Genomic DNA, 24,417 nt, shown 5'->3' on the forward strand with positions numbered 1-24,417 from the left:
AGTTCATGTCAGCAACCAGTTGGGAGAGTGCCTCAGCCGGTTGAGGCCGTCGATGAAAGCAGACACTTCAGCCATGCAGCGACTTGCACAACATCACAGCTCGACGCAATCAAACCGCCGATCCGCCCCCACCTCCGCCTCATAATCCACATCCGCCCGATCAAACCCGAACAGCTGCAAAAACTCGTGCTTGTAGCCGGCGTAGTCGGTGATCTGCTTGAGGTTCTCGGTGGTGACGGTGGGCCATAGCGTCTTGCAGGGGATCTGCACGTCGTCGCGCAGTTCCCAGTCGTCCAGCCGCAGGCGGCCTTCGTCGTCGGTGGGTGCAGCTTTTCCATCAGCACGGTAGAGGCGGTCGTGGAACAGGCGGTTGGCCTGCTCGATCGGGTTTTCGTGGATGCCCTTCTCCTTCATGATCTTGAAGGCGATGGACACGTACAGCGGGATCACCGGGATGGCGGCGCTGGCCTGGGTGACGACGGACTTCATCACGCCGACGTAGGCGTCGAGGCCGGGGTGGCGGCTGCGCAATTGCTTCGCGGTGTTGTCCAGGTGCTGCTTGGCCCGGCCCAGGGTGCCGTGCCAGTACATCGGCCAGGTGATCTCGGTGCCGATGTAGCTGTAGGCGACGGTCTTGGCGTGTTCGGCCAGCACGCCGGCGGCGCTCAGCGCGTCGATCCACAGCGCCCAGTCCTCGCCGCCCATGACGGTGACGGTGTCCTTGATTTCCTGCTCGGTGGCCGGCTCGACGGTGGCCTCGATGACGGTGTCCTTGTTGGTGTCGACCGAGGTGTTGTGGAACGGCTCGCCGATGGTCTTGAGCGCCGAGCGCACCACTTCGCCGGTGTCCGGCAGCTTGCGCACCGGCGAGGCCAGCGAATAGACCACCAGGTCGATCGGGCCGCCCATCTCGTTCTTGATGATCTCGATCGCGCGCGTGCGGGTTTCGTTGGCGAACGCGTCGGCGTTGATCGACTTGCTGTACAGGCCGGCGGCTTTGGCGGCCTTGTCAAATGCGGCGGAGTTGTACCAGCCGGCGGTGCCGGTTTTCTCGTGGCTGCTGGGCTTCTCGAAGAACACGCCGAGGGTGGCGGCGCCGTAGCCGAACGCGGCGGTGATGCGCGAGGCCAGCCCGTAGCCGGTAGACGCGCCGATCACCAGCACGCGCTTCGGCCCCTTGCTGGCATCGTGGCCCGCGGCCTGGGTGACCTTGATCTGGTCGAGCACGTTGCGCTCGCAACCGACCGGGTGGGCGGTGATGCAGATGAAACCGCGGACTTTGGGCTTGATGATCACTCGGGTGGCTCCTGCTGGTATTCGGCTGCCGGTATCAGGCATTCCGCCATATTAACCAAGCGGGGCAGCCATGCGCTGCCGTAGGGAGCGCCGGGCGCATGCGCGCCCACAAAAAAACCCCGCACAGGATGCGGGGTTTTCCATCGCGGAAGCATCACGCCTGAAGGATCAGGCCACTTCGACTGCCGATGCCTGGGCGCCCTTCGGGCCCTGGGTCACTTCGAACTGCACGCGCTGACCTTCCTGCAGGCTGCGGAAGCCCTTGGAATTGATCGCGGAAAAATGGACGAAGACGTCCGCACTGCCATCCTCGGGCGCGATGAACCCGAACCCCTTGGCATCGTTGAACCATTTGACGGTACCGAAACTCATTGCGAGAACCTCTGGATACATGGAGTGAGTACGCCAGGATCTGCGCTGAACCACTGTTCCCCCCTCGGTTCGCCGACCCGGCCGGGGGAAAGTATCAATATGTGAAGGCCGAGTGCAATACGAAAATATCCGGACGGCCGGCCGATTCGCGGCGGCGCTCAGCTTTGCAGCAGCGCGGCGAGGATGCGTGGCACGTCGGCGGTAGCCGCCGCCAGATGCGCGAAGATTTCCTCGATGCTGATTTCATCCTCGTCGCCGCAGCCGGCAGCGAAGTTCGCCACCAGCGCCAGGCAGGCGTACTCCAGCTCCAGCTCGCGCGCCAGCACCGCCTCGGGCATGCCGGTCATGCCGACCAGGTCGCAGCCATCGCGCTTCATCCGCGCGATCTCGGCGCGGGTTTCCAGTCGCGGCCCTTGCGTGGCGCCGTAGCAGCCGCCGCCGATCACCTCGACGTTCGCCGCGCGCGCCGCTGCCAGCAGCTGCAGGCGCAGCGCTTCGGTGTACGGCTCGCTGAAGTCGATGTGCTTCACCTCGGCACCCTCGACATCGCAGTAGCTGGTGTAGCGGCCGTGGGTGTAGTCGATCAGCTGGTCGGGCACCACGATCACCCGCGGCCCCATGTCGCCACGGATGCCGCCCACCGCGTTGACCCCGATCACCCTGCGCGCACCCAGGCTGTGCAGCGCCCACAGGTTCGCGCGGTAGTTGACCCGGTGCGGCGGCAGCGTGTGGCTCTCGCCGTGGCGCGCGAGGAACGCCACGCGCTTGCCGGCAAAATCGCCGAGCACGACGTCACCCGAAGCCGCGCCGTACGGTGTATCCACCACCCGCCGCGTGGCGTTTTCCAGGCCCGGAAACTTGTACAGGCCGCTGCCGCCGATGACGGCGAGGTCGATGGTGGCGTGATCAGGATGAGGCATCGTGGTGATCCATGGGCAGGCTGAAGCTAACGGCATGAGTCGCCGGCTTTGCTCCCTCCCCTGCATCGCAGGGGAGGGTTGGGGAGGGGTGGCTCTTTGTCAGGAGGTCAAAAGCTGGTCAAGAGCTTTACCCCCTCCCTGCCTCCCCCTGCAAGCAGGGGGAGGAGCCAATCGATTCCCTATTCCCCGCTTCCGGCTCTCAACGCATAGATCGCCGGCAAATTGCGGCCCTGCTCGTAATAGTCCAGGCCGTAGCCGAACACGTAGCGGTCCGGCAATTCGACGCCGTTGAAATCGGAAGCGATGCCTTCGACCAGGCGGTCATGCCGCTTGGTGCACAAGCTGGCGATCAGCACGCGCTTGGCGCCGCGCCGGTAGCAGTCCTCGCGCACCGCCTTCAGCGTGTGGCCTTCATCGAGAATGTCGTCGACCAGCAGCACCACGCGGTCGACTAGCGACACCGCCGGCTCGCGCAGCCAGTGCAGGTCGCTGCCGGAAGTGGCGCCGCGGTAGCGGGTGGCGTGCACGTAGTCGAATTCCAGATCGGTGCGGATCGCCAGCGCCAGTTGCCCGGCAAAGATCAGCGCGCCGTTCATCACGGGGAGGAACACCGCACGCTCGCCGTCCAGCGCGGCGTCGATCTTCCGGCCCATGTCGGCGATCACGCTTTCCAGCGTGCTGCGTTCGTACAGCAGCTCGGCCTGCGCCAGCGCATCGGCCAGGAGTGGGGTTGGAGTATTCATGCGATTCCTTGGTCGGCGTTCAGTGCCGTGATGCGCGCGACGAAACGCTCGCGCTGCGGATTGTTGATGAGGCCGTCCCAGCTGGAGCCCAGCGCCCCGCGCATGGCGGCCAGCTGCGGTGGCATCGGCGAGGCATCACCCGGCAGCGCGGCGATCGCCTCGTCCGCCACGTCGGGGAAGCAGGCCAGCACGAGGTCGCAGCCGGCGTCCAGGTGCGCGCGCACGCGCTCGCCCACGCTGCCGGCCGCACCCGCGGCGGCCATGCTGATGTCGTCGCTGATCACGCCGCCGGCGAAACCGAGTTCGCCGCGCAGGATCTGTTCGATCCACACCTTTGAGTAGCCCGCCGGCTGGCTGTCCACCGCCGGATAGGTGACGTGCGCCATCATCACCGCCTCGACCCGCGCCTCGATACACTCGGCAAACGGCAGCAGGTCGTCGCGGCGGATCTCATCGAGACCACGCGGGTCGATCGCCCGCGCCTTGTGCGTGTCGGTGGCGACGGAGCCGTGCCCCGGAAAATGCTTGAGCACCGCCGCCATGCCGCCCAGGTGCATGCCGCGCACGTAGGCCTGGCCCAGTTCGGCGGCCACCGCCGGATCGGCGTGGAACGCGCGCAGGCCGATCGCCGCGTTGCCGCGAGCCAGGTCCACCACCGGCGCGAAACTGAAATCGACGCCGCTGGCGCGCAGCTCGCTGGCCATCACCCAGGCGTGTTCCTCGGCCAGGCGGATCGCCTCGTCGGGGTCGCGTTGATACACCGCGCCGATCGCCGCCAGCGGCGGCAGGCGGGTGAAGCCGTCGCGGAAGCGCTGCACCGGGCCGCCTTCCTGGTCGACCGCGATCAGCAAGTCGTCGCCGCCGACGTCGCGGATCGCCTCGCACAGCGCGATCAGCTGCTCGCGCGAGGCGTAGTTGCGCGCGAACAGCAGCACCCCGGCCACGCCCGGCGCGGTGAGCCAGCGCTTCTCGTGTTCGGCCAGTTCCAGCGCGGCCACGCCGATCATCAACATGCGGCATCCTCGGCAGCGCGCTCCGCCGGCGACCACTGCCGGTACGGATGCGCGATCAGATTCACGTTGTAATAGCGCGTCAGCGTGCTCACCTCGCGGCCCAGCCACGACGGCCGCGGAAACGGCGCATCGACCGCCGGCAGCTCGACCTCGGCGACGATCAGTCCGCGGTTGTCGCCCTCGAATTCGTCGACCTCGAACAGCACGCCGTCGACCCGCACGTGGTGGCGCATCTTCTCCAGCACGCCGTCGCACAAGGTGGCCAGCAGGTCCCTGGCGTCGTCGACCGGGATCGGGTACTCGAACTCGGCCCGCTCGATGCCGAGGCGAGCCGCCTTGATGTTGAGCCACCCCTGCGCACCGGCGAGCCGGGCACGAACGGAAGCGCGTGCCGTACCGTCGCGCAGCGCCTGTGCGCCGACCAGATAACCCTGCGCGATCGGCTCGCTGCGCTCGATGCCGGCGCGCCAGCCATCGTTGGCCAACAGGAATTTCCTTTCGATCTCTATCGCCATCTCATCGCTCGAACAAGGCTATCGATTCGACGTGCGAGGTGTGCGGAAACATGTCCATCACGCCGGCCGAAGCCAGCTTGAAGCCATGCTGGTTGACCAGGATGCCGGCGTCGCGCGCCAGCGAGGCGGGATGGCAGGAGACGTAGACGATGCGGCGGGTCTGCTTGTGCGGCAGGTAGGCAAGCACCTGGTCCGCACCGGCGCGCGGCGGGTCGAGCAGCAGCTTGTCCCACGGCGCCCGCGCCCAGTCGGCGGTGCGCTGGTCCTCGAACAGGTTCGCCACGTGGAAGCGTGCGTTCGCGATGCCGTTGCGCGCAGCGTTTTGCGCGGCGCGCTCGACCAAGCCGTGCTCGCCTTCCACGCCCGCCACTTCGGCCACGCAGCGGGCGATCGGCAAGGTGAAGTTGCCGAGGCCGCAGAACAGGTCCAGCACGCGGTCGCTCGGCTGCGGGTCGAGCAGTTCCAGCGCACGCGCCATCATCAGCTGGTTCATGCCGGCGTTGACCTGCACGAAGTCGAGTGGCTCGAACTCCAGCTCGACATCCGCGAAGCGGGCGTCGCCACCGCCGACGCGGAACGCCAGCCGCGGGTTCTCCGGCCACAGCGGGTGCACGCTGCTGGTGCCGCCCGGCTGCAGGTAGATCGCGAGGGCGTGCTGCTGGCCGAACGCGGTCAGCGCGGCCAGGTCGCGTTCGCTCAGCGGCTGCATGTGGCGGAATACCAGCGCCATCAGGTCGTCGCCGGCCGCGAACTCGATCTGCGGGATGTCGTTGACCGCATCCATCCCGCTGAGCAGGTCGGCGAGCAGGCCGACCTTGGGGCCCAGCGCCGGATGCATCACCTCGCACTGCTGGATCTCGGTGACGAAGCGCGGGTTCTGTTCCTCGCGGAAACCCACCAGCACGCGGCCCTTCTTCGCCACGTTGCGCACCGACAGCCGGCCCTTGCGGCGATAGCCCCACGGCTCGGCGGTAAGCGGCGGCAGCCATGCCTGCGGCGTGACCTTGCCGATGCGTTCGAAATTCTCCGCCAGCACGCGCTGCTTGGCGGCGATCTGCGAGGCGGCGTCCAGGTGTTGCAGCGAGCAGCCGCTGCACTGCGCGAAATGCCGGCAGCGCGGCTCCACCCGGTGCGGCGAGCGGGTGATCAGTTCGACGACTTCGGCTTCGTCGAAGTGGCGATGACGCTTGCGCAGGCGGGCCAGCACGTGTTCGCCCAGCAGCGCGCCGCTGACGAACACGGCCTTGCCGTCGACCCGGGCCACGCCGCGGCCATCATGGCCGAGGTCGGTGATGTGGGCTTCGAAAGGCGTCGACGGAACGGAGTTGGATCGGGACATGGTGCCTAAACGGATGGGGCCATGCTGGCTGGCCCCCGATTATCCCAGATCGGCCCGGATGACGCCTGCGACCTACTTCTTCTGCCAGGCGCCCGACGCATCCTGGTAGTACCAGCCCGCGCGCGCCTTCTCGATCCAGGTCTTGGCGAAGGTGGTGCGGATCTGCGCTTCCCACTCCGGATGGTTGTTGGCGTTGGCGATTTCGCGATACAGCGCGGTGCGGTCGCGGTTCTCGTCGGCCACCGTGGCATTCGCCTGCGCGCGCTGGCTCAGCGGCACCTTGGCGGCGTCGCGCATGGCCACCATGCCGTCGCGGGTGAAGCCCACCGCGCCGCTGTCGAGCAGGTCGCCCAGCGCGCCCTGGAAACGGCCCTGCATGCGGCCGCGGATCGCCTCGGTGGCGGCGGTCTGGATGCGGATGTTCGGCGTATCGGCGGCGTAAGCGGCCGGCACCAGCAGGTCGAGCAGCATCGCCGACGGCTGGTCGCCGTCCTTCACCGCCGGCTTCTGCACCTTCGGTGCCGGCGCGGCAGGCGCGGCATGGTCCAACACGTTGCCGATGAACTGGTCGGCGGCTTTCTGCGCGGCCGCCTCGGGGAAATACACGTTGATGGTGACGCAGCCGACCAGCGCCACGGCCAACGAGGTCAGGACGACGTAGACGAGCTTGCGCATGACGAACTCCAGCAGTTGAAAGAGGTGGAAGAGCCGACAACCCGCGCTCCGCTCAGCGGATTTGCGGCGTCTCTCCGTGGATCGCGTCCTGCAGGCGCCGCACCAGGGTCGGCCAGTCCACCTGGGTCTGGTGGCCGATCACCTGCAACCGCGGCAAGCCACTGCCTTCGACGATAGTGTAGCCGCCGTCGGTAGTCTCCAGACCGCTCATCTGGCAAAGCGTGCCCTGCAGCGTGCAATTGAGGCCGATGCGTTTGTAGCCGAAGGTCTTGAACAATTTCAGCACGGCGCCCTGCAGGCCCGCGGCAATGCCGCCGCCACCGACCGTGGTGAGGTTGTTCACCGCGCGCTGGCTGATCCGGCCGCCATTGCCCGCGAGCAGGCTGGCCTTGAACGCGACCGGACTCCAGTTGACCAGGCGCAGGTCCTCGATCGAGCCATCCAGCGGCCCGGTGATGCCGCCGAAGTCGAACACGCTGGTGATCGCGGCCAGGTCCAGCTGCTTCAGGGCGATGTCGCCATTCAGTACCGGGGTGGTGCCGAACGGCTGCTGCAGCGAGAGCCGGGTGATGTCGACGAAACCGCCGAACAGGCTTGCCGACAGGCCGCCGGCCAGTTCGAAACGATCGTCGACCCAGCGCAGCGAAGGGATCGCGCCGCCGAGCGTGCCGGGAAACGCCGGCCAGCCCATCGCCTGGCTGAAGGCGGTCATGTCGACGCCGGTCAGCGCCAACGAGGCCGCCAGCCGTTGTCCCTTGGCCGCTGCCGGGCGCCAGTCCAGCTGGCCAATGCGCAACTGGCCCTGCAGGACCGGCACCAGCAACGGTTGCTGCAGGCTGAGCATGCCGGCGCGGCTCTGCCACTGCGACTGGGCGGCGCCGTTCGCTATCCGGTAGAACTGCAGCTTGCGCCAGCCCAGGGTCGTGGCCGGCCGCTCGCCGTCGATCGCCCAGTCCAGCCCGCCTTGCAGGCCGTCGATCGCCAACCGGCCATCCGCATCGGCCAGGTTCAACCCGTCGGTATCGAACGCGAAACCGTGTGGACCGTCCGCGCGCAGGTCCAGGCTGCCGCTCAGCTGGCCGGCGATGCGCATGTCGTGCAGACCCAGCGTGCTCAGCCAGGCTTCGCCGTAGCGCTGGTAGGCCGCCGGGAAACTCGCGTGCAGGTGATCCAGCCGCAAGGTCTTCAGCGTGCCCTTCGCGTCGAAGGCCATGGCGCCGTCGAGCTGCAACGCATCGGCATCGTTCAGCCGCAGACGGCTCAACTCGAAGGCGCCGTTCTGCGCATTCGCATGTAGGGCCAGTTGCACCGGATGGTCCGGCAGCTTGGCGTAGATCGGCCCCAGCAGCAGTTCGCCGCCACGCAGGCTGGCATCCAGGTCGATCCGGGCCGGGCCAGTGGTGGTATCGAGGCTGAAACGCCCGTTGCCGCCCAACCCCTGCCCCGCCAAGGTGCCGCTCGGGGTGTCAAAGCCCAGGTTGCCGAGGGTGAACTGTCCGGACGATTGCAGGCCCGGATCGCGCAGGTCCAGCGCCAGTTCGGCGTCCAGCCGGCCGCTGGTGGGACGCCCCGACCACATCGTGCCGAGCAGACCCTGCAGCCAGCCGACGGGAAGGTTGTCCAGGCTGATCTGCGCGTGGGTGGGCTGGTCCAGCGGCAGCGCGGTGCTGGCGTGCGCCTTGCCCTGCAGGATATCGATCTGCAAGGTGTTGGCGGCCTCGCTGAGCAGAATGTTCACGTGGGCGTCGCTGAGGGCCCCGCCCGGCGCGCCAGCCAGGCGCACGTTGCCGTCGAGGATCCAGCGCAGGCGGGCATCCCGCTGCAGGTTGCCGTCGAGGGTCAGGCCCAGCCGCCGCCAACCCATCGCCGCAACGTCGGCCTGCGCGGCGCTCAGCTGCAGCCGGAGTCCGCCGGCGGCGTCCTCGCCGAGGCGCAGGGTTACCGTCTGCAGGTGGACGCCCGGAACGCTGATCGACTTCGCCGTGAGCAGCACCTCTGCCCGCGCAGGCAGCGCCCAGCCGATCCCCAGCAGCAGGCAGCAACACAGCAACAAGTGGCTTGAAGTCGGACGCATGTCAGGCCATTCTGCCAAATCAAGATGAACGATATGGATTTCGTCATGAACAGCCCGCTCCCCAACGCAGATTTCGCCCCGACCCACGCCAGCCGTGCCCGCGTTCTGGTGGCCGATGACGACCCTGGCAGCTGTCGTTTCCTGTGCGACGGGCTGGACTCGATGGGCGCCCAGGCGGAAGCCTGCATGGATGGCGCGACGGCCCTGCAACGGGCGCGCACCGAACCCTTCGACCTGCTGCTGCTGGACTGCCGCATGCCCGGCGCCGGCGCGCTGCAGGTTCTGGTCGCGCTGCGCGAGGACGCACAGGCGTGCTCGATGGACAGCATCGCGGTAGCCACCACGGCCGAGCTGGAACCGCGCGACCGCCAGTCGCTGCTCGACGCCGGCTTCAGCGAGATCCTGCTGAAACCCTGCGGGCTGGCCGAACTGCGGCGCGTATTGGCACTGGTGCAACCGGACCGCCACGATGCCTGCGTGCTGGACGACCAGGCCGCACTGACCACCACCGGCGACGCCACCACCATGCGCGCGTTGCGCCTGCTGCTGCGCGAGGAGTTGGCCCTGCTGCTGCAGGAGCTGGAGGCCCTGAGCCGCGACCACGCCGGCTTCAGCGAACGCCTGCACCGGCTGCGCTCATCCTGCGGATTCTGCGGAGCGACCGCACTGTCGACGCAAACCGTGCTGCTGCAACAGCAACTGCTGCAACGCGGCGCCACGCCGGCCGCGTTGGCGCGCTTCCGCAAGGCCCTGCTGGCGACGTTGCAGGCGCTGGACAGCTAATCGGCTGTTTTCGGGCGACCCGAAACCGCCATCGCCAGCACCCGCCAGGCACGCAGCTCGCCGCCGCCCAGATGGAAGCGGATCACCTCGCGCATCATGTCGCGCAGCGACTTCAGGCCGCTGTTGCCGGGCATCCGATCCTGCCCCAACGCCAGCAGATCACTGCCGCGCAGCGCATGCGGTCTGTTGGCGGCGCAGCGCACGGCGCCCTGCTCGACCTGGTAGTGGTAGGACGCCTCCGCTTCCAGCGGCTCGCCGGAATCCGCTTCGTGTTGCAGTTGCAGGCCGTAACCGATCACTTCCAGCAGGTCGCGCTCGAAGCGGCGCAGGCTCCACGCCAGCGATTCACCGGCGGCCAGCCGCGCCAGGGTCCGGGCGTAGGCATCGAACAGTCGCGGGTAGGGATCCTGCCGGCCGGTCAGGCGCACCACCAGCTCGTTGAGATACAGCCCGGCCAGGCCGGCGTCGCCAGGCAGCCGCGTCGGCGTGCCCACCGCTTCGACCGCGGTCAGCGTGGCCATCTCGCCGCGCAGCAGCAGGTCCATCGTCAACGGCTGGAACGGCTCCAGCTGCGCCCGCCGCAAGCGTGCCCGCTCGCCGCGCACGCCACGCGCTACCACCCCGAGCCGACCGTGTTCGCGGGTCAGGCATTCGAGCAGCAGCGACGTCTCGCGATACGCACGCGCGTGCAGGACGTAGGCGGGTTGCTGTTCGATGCGCATGGGTCAGACGGGGAACGGGGAACGGCCAGAGCATCGCAGCTTACGCTTTTGTTCCCGGCTCACCGTTCCCTGTCGCCGGCCTCAATCTGTGTAGCCGAACTTCTTCAGCATGTTCTCGTCGTCGACCCAGCCTTCGCGCACCTTCACCCACAGCTTCAGGAACACCTTGCGCTCGAACATGCGTTCCATGTGACGCCGCGCGCTCGTGCCGATCGCCTTGAGTTGGGCACCGCCGTTGCCGATCACGATGGCCTTCTGGCCGGCGCGCTCGACCCAGATGATCGCGTGGATTTCGGCGATGCCGTCGGGACGGTCGTTGAACTGCTCGATCTCCACCGTGGTGGCGTACGGCAGTTCCTGGTCGAGCCGCAGCATCAGCTGCTCGCGCACCATCTCAGCGGCGAGGAAACGTTCGCTGCGGTCGGTGACCTCGTCTTCGCCGAACACCGGCGGCTGCACCGGCAGGCGCTTGAGGATCGCCTGCTCCAGTTCCTTCAGGCCCTGTCCCTTGAGCGCACTGACGTAGTGGATCTCGTCGTAGCTGTGTTTCGCCACCAGCTCGGCCACGAACGGCAGCATCACCGTCTTGTCCTTGTTGAGGTCGACCTTGTTGATCACCAGCAGGCGCGGCGACGACTGCTCGACCAGGGCGGCGTACAGCGCCTCGTCCTCATCGGTGAAGCGGCCGGCCTCGATCACCTGCACCACCAGGTCGACGTCGCTGATCGCCGAACGCGCGGCACGGTTCAGGCTGCGATTCATCGCGCGCTTGGCGCCGCGATGCAGGCCCGGCGTGTCGACGTACATGATCTGCCCGGCCTCGCTGGTATTGATGCCGAGGATGCGGTGGCGGGTGGTCTGCGGCCGCGGGCTGATGATCGACAGGCGAAAACCGATCAACGCATTGAGCAGGGTGGACTTGCCCACGTTGGGGCGTCCGGCCAGCGCGACCGTGCCGCAGCGAAAATTCTCATGCGGCAAGGTGCCGCCGGCGGGGTCCAGTTCGTGGTTCATGACGTGGTGTGCTCGACGAGTCGGATGGCAAGTGTAGTGCTTCGCCGGAAAGGCAGGCCGGTCGGCCACGCGGCGGCGCCGCCGGACCGGCGGCAGTTTCGGCGGAAACGGGGAATCAGGGAGTGCGCTGCTGCTCCAGCAGCTGGTTCAGCACGATTTCGGCGGCGTCCTGTTCGGCGGCGCGGCGGTTGCCGGCATGGGCTTCGACGGTGAACGCCATCGGCTCGCTGATCGTGCAGCTGACATCGAAGGTCTTGGCGTGATCCTCGCCGTGGCTGGCGACCAGCTCGTACTGCGGCAGCGGCAGGCCCTTGGCCTGCAGCCATTCCTGCAAGCGCGTCTTGGCGTCCTTGGAGGAGCGGCGCAAGGCGGCGATGCGCTCGGCAAACAGCCCGCGCACGGTCTCGCGGCAGGCGTCGAAGCCGCCATCCAGGTACACCGCGGCGACCATCGCCTCGAACGCGTCGGCCAGGATCGAATCACGCCGGAAGCCGCCGCTCTTCAACTCGCCGGGGCCGAGCTTCAGCCCGTCGCCCAGATCCAGTTCGCGTGCCACCACGGCCAGGGCCAGGCCGTTGACCAGTTGCGCCCGCAGCCGCGACAACTCGCCTTCACTGGCCTTGGGATGGACCTCGTACAGCATCTCGGCGACGATCGCGCCGAGCAGCGCATCGCCGAGAAACTCCAGTCGCTCGTTGTTCGGCTTGCCGATGCTGCGGTGGGTCAGCGCCAGCTGCGCCAGCGCCGGGTCGCGAAAACGGTAGTTCAGTTCCAAAAGTTACTCGCCCACGTTGCCCTGCAGCGGCACGCTCTTGTCGAAGTGCAGCAGGAAGTCGATGTTGTACATGAACGGAATCTGCTTGTCGTAGGCCACGCGCAGCTGGCTGGCACCACCGCTGTTGCGCACGATGGTGATGTTTGCAGGCTTGATGGTGGCGTCGTCGACGTACTGGAAGCCCATCTTGAACATCAGGCCGCGACGGATCTCGTCCAGTGGCTTGCCGTTGGTGCCCTCGGTGGCGACCTGGTTCATCGCCTTCACCACGCCCATGTACTCCGAATACGACGGCAGCAGCTTCATGCCCATGTAGGCCAGGAAGGCCACGATGGCCATGATGACCAGGAACCCGATCAGGGTGACGCCCGACTGCTTCGATTTCATAGTCCCCTCGCTATGCCGCCTGTCTGGCGTGCCTTTCTGTGGATGGTGATCCGGGTCTGGCGGTCTCGCCGCCCGCGCCGGCGTGCCGATTATGCCTGCGGATTCTCGCACTGTTGGCGGCCGGGTGTGCGCGACGGTTCGATCCCGTCACGCTTTCGCCAACCGGGTCGGCCGTGGTCGACGACCTCAGTGGATCACCGTGCCGATCCGCGAGAAATCCACCCCGCCGGTGCCCCAACCCTTCCAGCTCATCCAGATCAGGAAGGCCTTGCCGGCCAGGTTCCGCTCCGGCATACAGCCCCACCAGCGGCTGTCCAGGCTGTCGTTGCGGTTGTCGCCCATCACCAGGTAGCAACCTGGCGGCACCTTCGAAGGCACCCGGTCGTTCGGAATCGAGTTCGGCGTGGTGTAGTCCGGCATCTGCGCAACCATGTGGCTGACCTTGCCCAGGTGCTCGGTCCAGACCGTGGCACCCATGTTCAGCATGATCTGGTCCACGCTGCGCTGCGGGTTGCCCACATAGGGGCCGATCTCGTCGGCCGTCACGCGCTGACCGTTGACCCGCAGCTCGGCGCCGCGCACCTCGATGCTGTCGCCCGGCAATCCGATCACGCGCTTGATCCAGTTCTGCGACGGCACCGGCGCATGCGGATCGTTGCAGCTCATATCGCCGCTGCGCACCAGCTCACCGCCGTCCTGGCACAGGTAGCCGGGGAAGCGAAATACCACCACGTCGCCGCGCTGCGGTTCGTTGAGGTCGACCAGCTTGTTGTTGAATGCCGGCATGCGCAGGCCGTAGGCAAACTTGTTGACCAGGATGAAATCGCCCACGTCCAGGGTCGGCATCATCGAGCCGGACGGGATGCGAAAGGGCTCTGCCACGAACGAGCGCAGCAGCAGCACCACCAGCACCACCGGGAACAGCGAGCGCGCCCAGTCCACCGGCATCGGGTCGCGGTATTCCTCGCCAGCGGCATCCAGGCGCGCCTTGCGTCGCTTGTACAGGAACAGCCGATCCAGTCCCCACACCACGCCGAACAGCACGGTGAGGCTTAGCAGAATCGCCGAGAAATCAAATTCCATATAGGGCTCCTGATGGAGCCGGGAATCGGGAATCGGGAATCGGGAATCGCAAAGGCACGAAGCCCCGGCTCCCGATTCCCGATTTTCGATTCCCGACCAAAACTATTTATCTACTTTCAGCACGGCCAGGAAGGCTTCCTGGGGGATCTCCACCCGACCCACCTGCTTCATGCGCTTCTTGCCTTCCTTCTGCTTCTCCAGCAACTTCTTCTTGCGGCTGACGTCGCCGCCGTAGCACTTGGCCAGCACGTTCTTGCGCAGCGCTTTCACGGTGGAGCGGGCGATGACCTGCGCGCCGATCGCCGCCTGGATCGCCACGTCGAACTGCTGCCGCGGGATCAGGTCCTTCATGCGCTCGACCAGGTCACGGCCACGGCGGTCGGCGTGGCTGCGATGCACGATCAGGCTCAGCGCATCGACCCGCTCGCCGTTGATCAGCACGTCGGTACGCACGAACGGGCCGGCCTCGAAGCGATCGAAGTGATAGTCCATCGAGGCGTAGCCGCGCGAGACCGATTTCAGCCGGTCGAAGAAATCCATCACGACTTCGGCCAGCGGCATCTCGTAGCTGATCTGCACCTGGGTCGCCAGGTACTGGATCGAGCGCTGCACGCCGCGCTTTTCCTCGCACAGGGTGATCACGTTGCCGATGTAGTCCGGCGGGGTGAGGATGTTGGCGATGATGATCGGCTCGCGGATCTCCTGCACCAGGCTGGAGTTGGTCGGCAGCTTGGCCGGGTTGTCCAGCATCAGGATCGAGCCGTCGGTCTTGAGTACTTCGTACACCACGGTGGGCGCGGTGGTGATCAGGTTCAGATCGTATTCGCGCTCCAGCCGCTCCTGCACGATTTCCATGTGCAGCATGCCGAGGAAGCCGCAACGGAAGCCGAAACCCATCGCCTCGGACGATTCCGGTTCGAAGAACAGCGCGGCGTCGTTGAGGCGCAGCTTGTCCAGCGCCTCGCGCATCGCCGGGAAGTCGTCGGACGACACCGGGAACAGGCCGGCGAACACGCGCGGCTGCATGGTCTGGAAGCCGGGCAGCGCCTTGTCGGCGGGCTTGCCGGCGTGGGTCAGCGTGTCGCCCACCGGTGCGCCGTGCACGTCCTTGATCGAGGCGTTGATCCAGCCCACTTCGCCGGCGCCCAGCTTGGCCGTCTTCTTGCGCTTGGGCGTGAACACGCCGACGTCGTCCACTTCGTGGGTGCGCCCGGTGGACATCACCAGCAGCTTGTCGCCGGGCTTGATCTCGCCCTGCATCACGCGCACCAGCGAGACCACGCCGAGGTAGTTGTCGAACCAGGAGTCGATGATCAGCGCCTGCAGCCGGTCGGTATCACGCGGCTTCGGCGGCGGGATGCGCGCGACGATCGCCTCCAGCACCTCGACCACGTTGAGGCCGGTCTTGGCGCTGATCGCCACTGCGTCGGTGGCGTCGATGCCGATCACCGCCTCGATCTCACCCTTCACCTTTTCGATGTCGGCGGTCGGCAGGTCGATCTTGTTCAGCACCGGCACCACTTCCAGGCCCATCTCCACCGCGGTGTAGCAGTTCGCGACGGACTGCGCCTCGACGCCCTGCGCCGCATCCACCACCAGCAGTGCGCCTTCGCAGGCCGCCAGCGAGCGGCTGACCTCGTAGGAGAAGTCGACGTGGCCGGGGGTGTCGATGAAGTTGAGCTGGTAGGTCTTGCCGTCGCGTGCCTTGTACGGCAGCGACACCGACTGCGCCTTGATGGTGATGCCGCGCTCGCGCTCGATCGGATTGTTGTCCAGCACCTGCGCCTCCATCTCGCGATCGGCCAAGCCGCCGCAGATCTGGATGATGCGGTCGGCCAACGTCGATTTGCCGTGATCGATATGGGCGATGATGGAGAAGTTGCGGATCAATTCCATGGAGCGCAGGCGGCCTGTCGGGCTTGGGTCTTGCCGCCACACACCATGCGTGGCAGCGCATCGCCGTGAAGCGACGCTAACCCGGCATTATCGCATGGAACCCGCCGCCGCCATGCACGGATTCGCGCGACGCAGGCGCCACCCGGCAAGGGTGAGCGCCTGCGCCGTTTTCCCGCCAACCGTGCGCCGCGACCGGCTTACTTGTCATCCGGAACCGTCAGGCCGACGAAGTTGCTCTGCTCGCCGCGGCGCACCAGCAGCAGCACCGTGCTGCCAGCCTTCACGCCCTTCGTCGCCGCCTCGAACTCGGCCACGCTGCCGATCTTCTGCTGGTTGACCATGGTGATCACGTCGCCGGCGCGCAGCCCGGCCTGCGCCGCCACCGGGCCGGTGATGTCGCCGATCACCACGCCCTGCCCCGGCTTCAGCCCCAATTGCTTGCGGGCGTCGCTGTCGATCGACTGCACGGTCAGCCCAAGCGCGGCCGAACCGCTGCGGCTCGACGAGGGCACGGCGCCCTGGTTGTTTACCGCACTCTTGTCGCGCGAGGCTTCGCTGATGGTGACTTCGAGCGTCTGCTTCTTGCCGTTGCGCAGGATCTCCACCGGCACCTTGCTGCCCGGTTTGGTCATGCCCACCAGTGGCGGCAAGTCCGCCGCCTGCTGCAGGGGCTGCCCGTTGTAAGCCAGGATGATGTCGCCGGGCTGGATGCCGGCCTTCGCCGCCCCGCTGTCCGCCGTGACGTCGACCACCGCCGCGCCCACGCCGTTGTCCAGATCGAATGCCTTGACCATGTCGTCGTCGACCGGCTGGACCATCACCCCGAGCATGCCGCGTGACACATAGCCCTTGCTCTTGATCTGTTGCACCGCGTTCATCGCCACGTCGATCGGGATCGAGAACGCCACGCCGGAGTAGGTGCCGGTGTTGGAATAGATCTGCGAATTGATGCCGACCACCCGGCCCTGCAGGTCGAACAGCGGGCCGCCGGAATTGCCGCGGTTGATCGGCACGTCGGTCTGGATGAAGGAGGTATAGGGTTGGTCGCGCTGACCAAGGTTGCGGCCCACCGCGCTGACGATGCCCTGGGTCACGGTGTAGTCGAAACCGAACGGCGAGCCGATCGCCAACACCCACTGGCCCGGCTTGAGATTGCGCGAATCGCCGAGGCTCACCGCCGGCAGGTTGCCGCCGGCGTCGACCTTGAGCAGGGCGATGTCATAGGTCGGATCGGTACCGATCACCTTGGCGGTCAGTGTGCGCCGATCCTGCAGGCGCACGGTCACCTTGTCGGCGTGGTCGACCACGTGGTTGTTGGTGAGAATGTAGCCATCACTGGAGATGATGAAGCCCGAGCCGAGCGAGGTCCGCTTCTGCTCCTGCGGCGACGGCATCATCGGCATGCCGAAGAAGCGCCGCAGGATCTCCGCCTGCGGGTCGTCCGGCATACCCTGCCCGGGCGTCATCTGCCCACGCATGCTGCGGTTGTCGCCCTGCCGCTCACCGTTGTAGCGGGCCTCGACATGCACCACGGCCGGTGCGTTCTTCTGCACGATCCCGGTGAAATCCGGCAGCGCCGCCACGGTCGGCGTCTGCGCCTGCAGCGCACCGGTACCGGCGATGCCGAGCAGCGCACAGCACGCCAGGCTGCGCAAGATGGAATGACTCATGACTCCTCCTTGGTTGATTTCGGCCGATAAGCTTCGAGCGGATTTACGACTTGGGTTGCTGCGTGGCTGGTCCGCACACGCGCCGCCCGTCGGTCCGTGCGACGGACCGGCAGAGGGCAAACAGCGAGGACGAGCCGCGGGCAATCACACGCGGTTCGCCTATTGCGCGACGGCGGAAGCCCGGCGCGAGATATTCGGCGCAGTCTGTTGCTCCGGCTCGAGCAGCAGCAGGTAGCTGCCGTCGTTGTTGTCGAGTGTCCGGTAACGGGGCATCGACGGATAGCCCGACAGGCGCCGCGCGTAAGCCGGCTGGCTCTGCCCAAACGACGCGCCGAAGGTAGCCGAGGCCTGCTGGCTGAGCAGCCCGGCGGAATTGCCGCTCAGCCATGGCGGCACGGCGGCCGGAGCGGCCGGAGCGGCCGGCTTGTTCACCGGCGCAGCAGTGGCGACCGCACTGGTCTGCTGGGTGGTCGAGGCGGTCAGGCGCTCGGCATCACCGGTCGGCTGACCGATCATCAGGGCAGCGGCGGCCACGCTGGCGGCAATGGCGCCGCCGGTGGACCAACGCAACCAGTGGTTGCGCCGGGGAGTTGCCGCGACCGACTTCGACTCCTGTTCGATCGCCAGCATCACCCGCGCGGCAAAATCGGGCTCCGCCATCGGCGGCAGCTCTTGTCGCAGGCTGTCGCGGGCGATGTGATAACCGGTCCAGGCCTGTTGCAGCGAGGCGTCGTGATCGAGCCGGCGCAGCAGGAAACGCAGCTGCTCCTTCGACAACTCGCCATCGATGCCGGCGGAAAGATTTTCCCGGGTGTCCTGATTCATGCCTGCCTGATTCATGTCTGATCCTCAGCGGTCCGACAACAGAGGCCGCAGTTTCTCGTCAATCGCTTCGCGTGCCCGGAAGATGCGCGAACGCACCGTACCGATCGGGCAGCCCATCGCTTCGGCGATTTCATCGTAGCTGAGGCCATCCACCTCGCGCAGCGTGATGGCTGTCCGAAGCTCTTCGGGCAACGCTTGGACAGTGGAAAACACGGATTGTTCAATTTCCTGGCGCATCAGCTCGCGCTCGGGCGTGGCGCTGTCGTGCATGCGTTCGGCGCCAGCCATGAACTCGGCGTCATCGGCGTCGATGTCACCGGACGGCGGGCGCCGGCCCATCGCCACCAAGTGGTTCTTGGCGGTATTCACCGCGATCTTGTACAGCCAGGTGTAGAACGCGCTGTCGCCGCGGAACGAGCCGATCGCCCGCCACGCGCGGATGAACGATTCCTGCGCGATATCCTCGCACTCGGCGTGGCTCCTCACATAGCGCGAGACCAGCCCGATCACCTTGTGCTGGTACTTGCGCACCAGCAGGTCGAAGGCCCGCTTGTCCCCCTGCTGGACACGCTCGACCAGCGCGCGATCCAGTTCGTTTTCGCCCATCCGGGCCGTATCCGTCGTCAATGCCGTCTTCCGCTGCGGGAGCTTGTTTTGAACTGAACGCGGCGCTCAGACCACAGTCTGGCGCCCGAGTTCAGCATGCACAGGGTATCGCTTCCACCATAACGCAAGGCCCGTTGGCTGGTTGTCATGTCGGGCCGGGCACCCCTGAACCCGTGACGGGCCGGGATCAGTTATGGGGACGCCCGCCACCGGCTCAAGCCGGCTCGGCCACCCGCCCCTCCAGCAGGCGCTGACGTTCGGCCAGCAGCTTGTCGAAGCTGATCGGTTGCAGCGGACGGCAGAACAGGTAGCCCTGCAATTCGTCGCAGTCGTGCTGGCGCAGGAACTGCAGATGCTGCTCGATCTCCACGCCCTCCGCCACCACGGCACGTTTCAGTCGGTGCGCCATCTCGATGGTGGCGCGCACGATCGCCTCGTCGTCGGGGTCCACGCCGATGTTGCGCACGAAGCTCTGGTCGATCTTGATGCGGTCGGCCGGCAACCGGCGCAGGTAATCCAGCGAGGCCGCGCCGGTGCCGAAATCGTCGATCGCGATATGGCAACCCAGCTTGTGCAGCGCGTGCAGGTTCTCGACCAGGTTCGGCGCCTCCTTGATGCTGATGCTCTCGGTGACCTCCATCTCCAGCAAGGTGGGATCCAGCCCGGTTTCGCGCAGCACCGCCGCCACGGTCTCCAGCAGTTGTGGCTCCATCAGCTGCACCGCGGACAGGTTCACGCCCAGGCGCAGGCGCAGTCCGTAGCGCTGCTCCCACTCCTTCGCCTGGCGGCAGGCGGTGCGCATCACCCATTCGCCGATCGAGACGATCAGGCCGCTCTCCTCGGCCAGCGGGATGAACACCGCCGGGCTGATCATGCCCAGCTCGGGATGCTCCCACCGCACCAGCGCCTCCATGCCCACGATGTCCTCGGTCTCGGTATTGACCTGCGGCTGGTAGACCACGCGCAGTTCGCCATTGCCCTCGGCATGGCGCAGACGCGTCTTCAGCGCCATGCCGTGTTGCTGGGCATACTCCGGGCTCACTTCGTAGATCTGGAAGGTGTTGCGGCCCTGATGCTTGGCCGCGTACATCGCTTCATCGGCATGCTTGAGCAGGGTCTGCGCGTCGCCGGCGTCGTCGGGGAAGAAGCTCAGGCCCATCGACGCGGTCACCTGCAGCTCGGTGCCGTCCTCGAGGTATAGCGGCGTCTCCATCACCTGCACGATTTTCTCGGCCACGCGCATCACGTCGTCGTTCTTCACGATGTGGCGCAGCACGATGGTGAACTCGTCACCGGCGTAACGCGCCACCGTATCGGAAGCGCGGATGCTGCCGCACAGGCGCTGGGTGACCGTGCGCAACACCTGGTCGCCGGCGGCATGGCCGTAGGTGTCGTTGATCGCCTTGAAACGGTCGAGGTCGACGAACAGCACGGCGAAGCACTCGCCGTTGCGGGTCGCCTCGCGGATGATCGTGTCCAGCCGGTCGTTGAACAGCAGCCGGTTCGGCAAGCCGGTCAGGGCGTCGACCAGACCCTCGGCGCGGCCCTGTTCACGGGTGCGGCCCAGTTCCAGCATCTGCGCGAAGCGGGCCGCAGCGCAGCGCAGCACCGGTTCGATGATGCCCATCTCGCCGAAGCCGCGGCGGCTGCCGGCCAGCATCGCGCCAAGCACGGTGTGGCGCTCGTCGTACAGCGGCAGGCCGGCAAAACCGGCCAGGTCGAGCTGCTGCAGCAATGGGTCGATCGACGCCAGCCGCTTCGCGTCGGTGCGGTACAGGATCGGCTTGCCGCCCAATACCAGTTGCAGCGAGCTCTGCAGTTGCGCCGGCGGCCACTGCGGGTCGTCGCCACTCCATAACTGCAGCATCTGGGTAGGCGCATCAGCGCCGTCCTGGCGTGCCGACCAGACGGCAAGGTAATCCAGGCCCAGTTCGTCGAACAGCAGGCGGCCGGATGCGGTCTGCGCATCGACCCCGCTGGTCGAGGCGAAGATGCGCGACAGTAGCGACAATGCGGCCTCGGCTCGCAGGTCGGCGCGGTCGCTGCGGAACATCAGCGCCAGCGCCTCGTGCCCGGCATGCCGGATGCGTCGCACGCTGGCCTGGCCGGTGTCGGCGCCCTGCGCCGATTTGCGCTGGCAGGGGTACCAGCTGCGATTGGCCTCGGCCAGCACCTGGCTGATCGCAATGCCCTCGAAACGCAGCACGTCGGCCAGCGGCAACCCTTCCCATTGACTGGCATGCATGCGGCTGTGCCTGGCCACCGTGGGACTGACTTCGAGCAGGCGACCGGTCTGTGCGTCGGCAATCAGCCACTCGCTGTCGCCTTCCTCGAACACATAGCGGTAATCCTCATGCGCACCGCTGTCCGGCGCGGCAACCGCCTTGCGCGGGCGTTGGCCGTTGCCGGCTTGCGAGCGCCGCCAGCGCGGCACCAGTTCGCTGCCGATCTGGGCAGCGGAAAGCCAGTCGGCGATTCCAGCCGGCAGGTCGGCGGGACCGAGCGTGGCCTCCCCGGCCAGTACCACGATCAGCGGCGTGTCGGCGCCGCCGGGCAAGCGGCGCACCTGCTCGCAACTGGCGCGCGCCTGCTGCTCGTCGCCGGCCAGCACCACCACGATCAGCTGCAGCGGAGGCAGCGATGCGCGCCCCTCCAGCAGGATCGCCGCGTGCGATACGTCGCGCGCGCTGTGGATCTGCGGATAGCCCGCCTGGTCGAGCGCATCGAACAGGCTGCGGCGCAATTCGCGCTGGGCTGCGATCACCAGGATGCCGGAATTCATGTGCATGCCTTTTTCAGACCAGCCAGCGGCCATCGCGCAGGCGCAAGCGCCGCGGCTGGCTGTCCTCGCTGCCCAGGTGCGCCGCCAGCTCGCCAAGGTGTTCGGCCAGCGCCACCGGCGCGTCGATCAGCACCACACGGCGCAGATGCCCCTTGGGCGCGCGGGCAAGCTGGCGCAGCAAGGTGGCATCCATCGCCGACAACGGCAGTTCCAGCCCGAGCAGGAAATACACGCCGAAATGCATGCTCTGCTGCATGTAGCGCAGCGCGTTGCCCAGGCGCTGGCAGTCCGGCACGCGCACCTGGGCGTCGCGCAGGCTGCCCAGGCCGGTATCGGGTTGCCACAGGTACACCGCCTGCCCGGTATGCCGGGCAATCGCGCGGAACTGGTCGATCAGGGCGTGGACGTCCTTGCTGTCCAGCACCACGAGGCCACTCGGAGCTGCCAGGATCCGCTCGAAAATCTCGGCGCCGGCTTGCGGTGGAACAGGGGCTATTGCTGAAGTCATTGCGTCCCCGTCCTGCTGCGTCGGCGGTGGTGCCTTGGTGAAGTCGACCCGCCCGCGACTGACCGGGTGGTTGACCGGACGATATCCGGCCGCTGCGAGGCCATTGAACCGCGGTGGATCGTTCCCTTGTCCCGCACAAGCAACCCGTGCCGTAAAGCTGGCTGCGTGCACTTGATGCCACGCCCGACCAGCCTCGGCCGGCAGTTTCCCGACGAAGGCCCGATTTCACACCGGCACCGCCGCACGGTCAAGCAGCTGCGTCACATCTCGCAATCAAGGCGACAGAACGGTATGGTTCAGACCTCCGCCACCACGTCTGTACTCCCATGTTCGAAGGATTGCGTTTCAACCACTGGAAGACCAGCGAAGGCGACGATGGCGTTGTCACGCTGACCCTCGACCGCGCCAGCAGCAGCGTCAATGCGATCTCCCGTGCGGTGCTGGACGAACTCGAGCAGATCGTCGAGCGGCTGGCGATCGAGAAGCCGGCCGGCGTCATTGTCCACTCGGCCAAATCCTCGGGGTTCGCCGTGGGTGCCGACGTCAAGGAATTCATCGAGTACGCGAAGCACGATACCGTGCTGGAGAACATCGAGCACGGCCAGCGCGTCTACGAGGCGCTGGCGCGGCTGCCTTGCCCCACCGTGGCCGCCGTGCATGGCGCCTGCATGGGCGGCGGTACCGAGCTGATCCTGGCCTGTCGCCAACGCATTGCCGCCGACGATGACAAGACCCGGATCGCGTTGCCCGAGGTGATGCTGGGCATCCACCCCGGCTGGGGCGGCACCGCACGCCTGCCGCGCCTGATCGGCGCCACCGAGGCGCTGCCGCTGATGCTGACCGGCAAGTCGCTGTCGGCGAAACGCGCGCTGAGCCTGGGCGTGGTCGATCGGCTGGCCCGCCCCGACGAACTGCTGGCCGAGGCACGGCTGCTGTTGCGCCACGCGGCGCCACGCCCGTTCGCGCGGCGCGCCAAGGCCTGGGCCAGCAATACCTGGCTGGTGCGGCAGATCCTGGCGCCAATGGTGTTCAAGCAGACCGCCGCGAAGGTGCGCAAGGAGCATTATCCGGCCCCGTTCGCGATGATCGACGTGTGGAAGCGCGGTGGCTCCGGCATCCAGCAGCGGCTGAAGATCGAGGCACGCTCGGTGGCCAAGCTGGCGAAGACGCCGACCGCACAGAACCTGATCCGTATCTTCTTTCTGCAGGAGCGGCTGAAGGGCCAGGGCGGCGGCACCGACCCGGCGATCAAGCACGTGCACGTGGTCGGCGCCGGCGTGATGGGCGGCGACATCGCCGCGTGGGCCGCATCCAAGGGTTTCGACGTGACCCTGCAGGACCGCGAGATGAAATTCATCCAGCCTGCGCTGGAGCGTGCCCGAGCGCTGTACGAGAAGAAGCTGAAGGCGCCGGAAAAAGTCGAAGCCGCCATGCGGCGCCTGCGCGCGGACGTCGAGGGCAACGGCGTGGCCTCGGCCGACCTGGCGATCGAGGCGATCTATGAGAACGCCCGGGCGAAGGAAGCGCTGTACGCCGGCATCGAACCACGGCTCCAGACCGGCGGGATCCTCGCCAGCAATACCTCCAGCATCCCGCTGGACGAGTTGCGCAAGAACCTCGCCGCACCGCAGCGCTTTCTCGGCCTGCATTTCTTCAACCCGGTGGCGCAGATGCCGCTGGTCGAGGTGGTGCGCCACGACCAGCTCGACCCGGTCATCGAGAAGCGCGCGCTGGCGTTCTGCAAGGCGATCGGCAAGCTGCCCGTGGCGGTCAAGGGCACGCCGGGCTTCCTGGTCAACCGCATCCTGATGCCGTACTTGCTTGAAGCAATGCGCCTGTACAGCGAAGGCGTGCCCGGCCCTGTGCTCGATCGCGAGGCGAAGAAGTTCGGCATGCCGATGGGCCCGATCGAACTGGCCGACACCGTGGGCCTGGACGTCTGCGCCTCGGTCGGCAAGGAACTGGCGCCGTTCCTGGGACTGCAAGTGCCACCGGGGCTCGACGAGAAGCTCGCAGCCGGCAAACGCGGCAAGAAGGACGGCCAGGGCCTGTACGTGTGGCAGGACGGCAAGCCGCAGAAACCCGAAGTCGACAAGGACTACGTGACACCACCGGACCTGCAGGAACGCATGATCCTGCCGATGATCAACGAGGCGATCGCCTGCCTTGCCGACGGCGTGGTCGACGACGCCGACCTGCTCGACGCCGGGGTGATCTTCGGCACCGGCTTCGCGCCGTTCCGCGGCGGTCCGATCCAGTACACGCGCAGCGAAGGCGCCGACAAGCTCAAGGCGAAACTCGAACAGCTGGCACGGCGCTACGGCGATCGGTTCAAGCCGAAGAACGGCTGGGATCATCCGGCGCTGGTGCAGAGTGGTTTCGAGTTGCCGGCCTCTTCCGTCAACTGAGCAGTTCGCGA

Annotated in this window: 22 protein-coding genes; 2 read left to right on the top strand and 20 right to left on the bottom strand. The window is 66.9% G+C overall.

Going from position 1 to position 24,417, the window contains the following annotated elements; translation table 11 throughout:
* Positions 1-93: 93 nt before the first annotated feature.
* The 9 genes from fabV to ABD024_RS09025 form a co-directional block, all read right to left on the bottom strand.
* The gene (gene fabV, locus ABD024_RS08985; RefSeq protein WP_343851768.1) at positions 94-1,296 is read right to left on the bottom strand and encodes an enoyl-ACP reductase FabV; all 1,203 of its coding nucleotides are present in this window, start codon (positions 1,294-1,296) and stop codon (positions 94-96) included.
* 168 nt (positions 1,297-1,464) lie between these two features.
* Entirely contained in the window at positions 1,465-1,668 is a 204-nt protein-coding gene (locus tag ABD024_RS08990) for a cold-shock protein (protein WP_343851772.1), read from the bottom strand.
* Positions 1,669-1,826: 158 nt separating this feature from the next.
* Complete coding sequence (locus ABD024_RS08995; RefSeq protein ID WP_343851774.1) at positions 1,827-2,588, bottom strand: S-methyl-5'-thioinosine phosphorylase; 762 nt, start codon at positions 2,586-2,588, stop codon at positions 1,827-1,829.
* Between the two features lie 179 nt (positions 2,589-2,767).
* Positions 2,768-3,331, bottom strand: coding sequence for a hypoxanthine-guanine phosphoribosyltransferase (locus ABD024_RS09000; protein WP_343851776.1), 564 nt, complete (start codon positions 3,329-3,331; stop codon positions 2,768-2,770).
* Positions 3,328-4,344, bottom strand: coding sequence for a beta-N-acetylhexosaminidase (nagZ, locus tag ABD024_RS09005; RefSeq protein ID WP_343851779.1), 1,017 nt, complete (start codon positions 4,342-4,344; stop codon positions 3,328-3,330). The genes ABD024_RS09000 and nagZ overlap by 4 nt, the downstream gene beginning before the upstream one ends.
* Positions 4,338-4,859 (bottom strand): CYTH domain-containing protein, encoded by a 522-nt coding sequence (locus tag ABD024_RS09010; protein ID WP_343851781.1) that lies wholly within the window; start codon positions 4,857-4,859, stop codon positions 4,338-4,340. Before ABD024_RS09010 ends, nagZ begins: the two co-directional genes overlap by 7 nt.
* A 1-nt stretch (position 4,860) precedes the next feature.
* Positions 4,861-6,198, bottom strand: a complete 1,338-nt coding sequence (rlmD, locus tag ABD024_RS09015) for a 23S rRNA (uracil(1939)-C(5))-methyltransferase RlmD (protein WP_343851783.1) — start codon at positions 6,196-6,198, stop codon at positions 4,861-4,863.
* 72 nt (positions 6,199-6,270) lie between these two features.
* Entirely contained in the window at positions 6,271-6,873 is a 603-nt protein-coding gene (locus ABD024_RS09020; RefSeq protein WP_343851786.1) for a YdbL family probable chaperone protein, read from the bottom strand.
* A gap of 52 nt (positions 6,874-6,925) precedes the next feature.
* On the bottom strand, positions 6,926-8,947 hold the full coding sequence (locus tag ABD024_RS09025) for a translocation/assembly module TamB domain-containing protein (protein WP_343851788.1): 2,022 nt from the start codon (positions 8,945-8,947) through the stop codon (positions 6,926-6,928).
* A 45-nt stretch (positions 8,948-8,992) separates the two neighbouring features.
* Between ABD024_RS09025 and ABD024_RS09030 the strand changes: the two genes are divergently transcribed.
* Complete coding sequence (locus tag ABD024_RS09030; protein WP_343851790.1) at positions 8,993-9,730, top strand: response regulator; 738 nt, start codon at positions 8,993-8,995, stop codon at positions 9,728-9,730.
* On the opposite strand, the gene recO is transcribed toward ABD024_RS09030, so the two are convergent.
* The 11 genes from recO to ABD024_RS09085 form a co-directional block, all read right to left on the bottom strand.
* Positions 9,727-10,452: a DNA repair protein RecO gene (gene recO, locus ABD024_RS09035; protein ID WP_343851792.1), complete on the bottom strand. Its 726-nt coding sequence runs from the start codon at positions 10,450-10,452 to the stop codon at positions 9,727-9,729. The genes ABD024_RS09030 and recO overlap by 4 nt on opposite strands.
* A gap of 81 nt (positions 10,453-10,533) precedes the next feature.
* A complete protein-coding gene (gene era, locus ABD024_RS09040; RefSeq protein ID WP_343851795.1) occupies positions 10,534-11,466 on the bottom strand; it encodes a GTPase Era in 933 nt (310 codons plus the stop codon).
* Between the two features lie 115 nt (positions 11,467-11,581).
* Complete coding sequence (gene rnc / locus ABD024_RS09045; protein ID WP_343851797.1) at positions 11,582-12,241, bottom strand: ribonuclease III; 660 nt, start codon at positions 12,239-12,241, stop codon at positions 11,582-11,584.
* Positions 12,242-12,244: 3 nt separating this feature from the next.
* The gene (locus ABD024_RS09050; protein ID WP_343851799.1) at positions 12,245-12,628 is read right to left on the bottom strand and encodes a DUF4845 domain-containing protein; all 384 of its coding nucleotides are present in this window, start codon (positions 12,626-12,628) and stop codon (positions 12,245-12,247) included.
* A gap of 186 nt (positions 12,629-12,814) precedes the next feature.
* Positions 12,815-13,711 (bottom strand): signal peptidase I, encoded by an 897-nt coding sequence (gene lepB / locus ABD024_RS09055; protein WP_343851801.1) that lies wholly within the window; start codon positions 13,709-13,711, stop codon positions 12,815-12,817.
* Between the two features lie 102 nt (positions 13,712-13,813).
* Complete coding sequence (lepA, locus tag ABD024_RS09060) at positions 13,814-15,607, bottom strand: translation elongation factor 4 (RefSeq protein ID WP_343851803.1); 1,794 nt, start codon at positions 15,605-15,607, stop codon at positions 13,814-13,816.
* Positions 15,608-15,804: 197 nt separating this feature from the next.
* Positions 15,805-17,277, bottom strand: a complete 1,473-nt coding sequence (locus tag ABD024_RS09065; protein ID WP_343851805.1) for a Do family serine endopeptidase — start codon at positions 17,275-17,277, stop codon at positions 15,805-15,807.
* Positions 17,278-17,436: 159 nt separating this feature from the next.
* Positions 17,437-18,117, bottom strand: coding sequence for a sigma-E factor negative regulatory protein (locus tag ABD024_RS09070; RefSeq protein WP_343851807.1), 681 nt, complete (start codon positions 18,115-18,117; stop codon positions 17,437-17,439).
* A gap of 9 nt (positions 18,118-18,126) precedes the next feature.
* Positions 18,127-18,708 carry an RNA polymerase sigma factor RpoE gene (rpoE, locus tag ABD024_RS09075; RefSeq protein ID WP_343851809.1) on the bottom strand — a complete coding sequence of 194 codons (582 nt, stop codon included), beginning with the start codon at positions 18,706-18,708 and terminating at the stop codon, positions 18,127-18,129.
* A gap of 214 nt (positions 18,709-18,922) precedes the next feature.
* On the bottom strand, positions 18,923-21,490 hold the full coding sequence (locus ABD024_RS09080) for a putative bifunctional diguanylate cyclase/phosphodiesterase (RefSeq protein WP_343851811.1): 2,568 nt from the start codon (positions 21,488-21,490) through the stop codon (positions 18,923-18,925).
* Positions 21,491-21,503: 13 nt separating this feature from the next.
* Positions 21,504-21,998: a hypothetical protein gene (locus ABD024_RS09085; RefSeq protein WP_343851813.1), complete on the bottom strand. Its 495-nt coding sequence runs from the start codon at positions 21,996-21,998 to the stop codon at positions 21,504-21,506.
* Positions 21,999-22,324: 326 nt separating this feature from the next.
* Between ABD024_RS09085 and ABD024_RS09090 the strand changes: the two genes are divergently transcribed.
* The gene (locus ABD024_RS09090; protein ID WP_343851815.1) at positions 22,325-24,406 is read left to right on the top strand and encodes a 3-hydroxyacyl-CoA dehydrogenase NAD-binding domain-containing protein; all 2,082 of its coding nucleotides are present in this window, start codon (positions 22,325-22,327) and stop codon (positions 24,404-24,406) included.
* Positions 24,407-24,417 lie beyond the last annotated feature (11 nt).

Source organism: Rhodanobacter soli (assembly GCF_039523495.1).
Classification (GTDB): domain Bacteria; phylum Pseudomonadota; class Gammaproteobacteria; order Xanthomonadales; family Rhodanobacteraceae; genus Rhodanobacter; species Rhodanobacter soli.

What these genes read in the sequence shown, in the direction of transcription:
- ABD024_RS08995 (WP_343851774.1), bottom strand. Translation starts at nt 2,588, where the DNA reads ATGCCTCATCCTGATCACGCCACCATCGACCTCGCCGTCATCGGCGGC.
- rlmD (WP_343851783.1), bottom strand. Translation starts at nt 6,198, where the DNA reads ATGTCCCGATCCAACTCCGTTCCGTCGACGCCTTTCGAAGCCCACATC.
- recO (WP_343851792.1), bottom strand. Translation starts at nt 10,452, where the DNA reads ATGCGCATCGAACAGCAACCCGCCTACGTCCTGCACGCGCGTGCGTAT.
- ABD024_RS09090 (WP_343851815.1), top strand. Translation starts at nt 22,325, where the DNA reads ATGTTCGAAGGATTGCGTTTCAACCACTGGAAGACCAGCGAAGGCGAC.
- ABD024_RS09025 (WP_343851788.1), bottom strand. Translation starts at nt 8,947, where the DNA reads ATGCGTCCGACTTCAAGCCACTTGTTGCTGTGTTGCTGCCTGCTGCTG.
- era (WP_343851795.1), bottom strand. Translation starts at nt 11,466, where the DNA reads ATGAACCACGAACTGGACCCCGCCGGCGGCACCTTGCCGCATGAGAAT.
- ABD024_RS09000 (WP_343851776.1), bottom strand. Translation starts at nt 3,331, where the DNA reads ATGAATACTCCAACCCCACTCCTGGCCGATGCGCTGGCGCAGGCCGAG.
- ABD024_RS08990 (WP_343851772.1), bottom strand. Translation starts at nt 1,668, where the DNA reads ATGAGTTTCGGTACCGTCAAATGGTTCAACGATGCCAAGGGGTTCGGG.
- lepA (WP_343851803.1), bottom strand. Translation starts at nt 15,607, where the DNA reads ATGGAATTGATCCGCAACTTCTCCATCATCGCCCATATCGATCACGGC.
- ABD024_RS09030 (WP_343851790.1), top strand. Translation starts at nt 8,993, where the DNA reads ATGAACAGCCCGCTCCCCAACGCAGATTTCGCCCCGACCCACGCCAGC.
- lepB (WP_343851801.1), bottom strand. Translation starts at nt 13,711, where the DNA reads ATGGAATTTGATTTCTCGGCGATTCTGCTAAGCCTCACCGTGCTGTTC.
- ABD024_RS09065 (WP_343851805.1), bottom strand. Translation starts at nt 17,277, where the DNA reads ATGAGTCATTCCATCTTGCGCAGCCTGGCGTGCTGTGCGCTGCTCGGC.
- ABD024_RS09020 (WP_343851786.1), bottom strand. Translation starts at nt 6,873, where the DNA reads ATGCGCAAGCTCGTCTACGTCGTCCTGACCTCGTTGGCCGTGGCGCTG.
- ABD024_RS09085 (WP_343851813.1), bottom strand. Translation starts at nt 21,998, where the DNA reads ATGACTTCAGCAATAGCCCCTGTTCCACCGCAAGCCGGCGCCGAGATT.
- nagZ (WP_343851779.1), bottom strand. Translation starts at nt 4,344, where the DNA reads ATGTTGATGATCGGCGTGGCCGCGCTGGAACTGGCCGAACACGAGAAG.
- ABD024_RS09080 (WP_343851811.1), bottom strand. Translation starts at nt 21,490, where the DNA reads ATGAATTCCGGCATCCTGGTGATCGCAGCCCAGCGCGAATTGCGCCGC.
- rpoE (WP_343851809.1), bottom strand. Translation starts at nt 18,708, where the DNA reads ATGGGCGAAAACGAACTGGATCGCGCGCTGGTCGAGCGTGTCCAGCAG.
- ABD024_RS09070 (WP_343851807.1), bottom strand. Translation starts at nt 18,117, where the DNA reads ATGAATCAGGCAGGCATGAATCAGGACACCCGGGAAAATCTTTCCGCC.
- ABD024_RS09050 (WP_343851799.1), bottom strand. Translation starts at nt 12,628, where the DNA reads ATGAAATCGAAGCAGTCGGGCGTCACCCTGATCGGGTTCCTGGTCATC.
- ABD024_RS09010 (WP_343851781.1), bottom strand. Translation starts at nt 4,859, where the DNA reads ATGGCGATAGAGATCGAAAGGAAATTCCTGTTGGCCAACGATGGCTGG.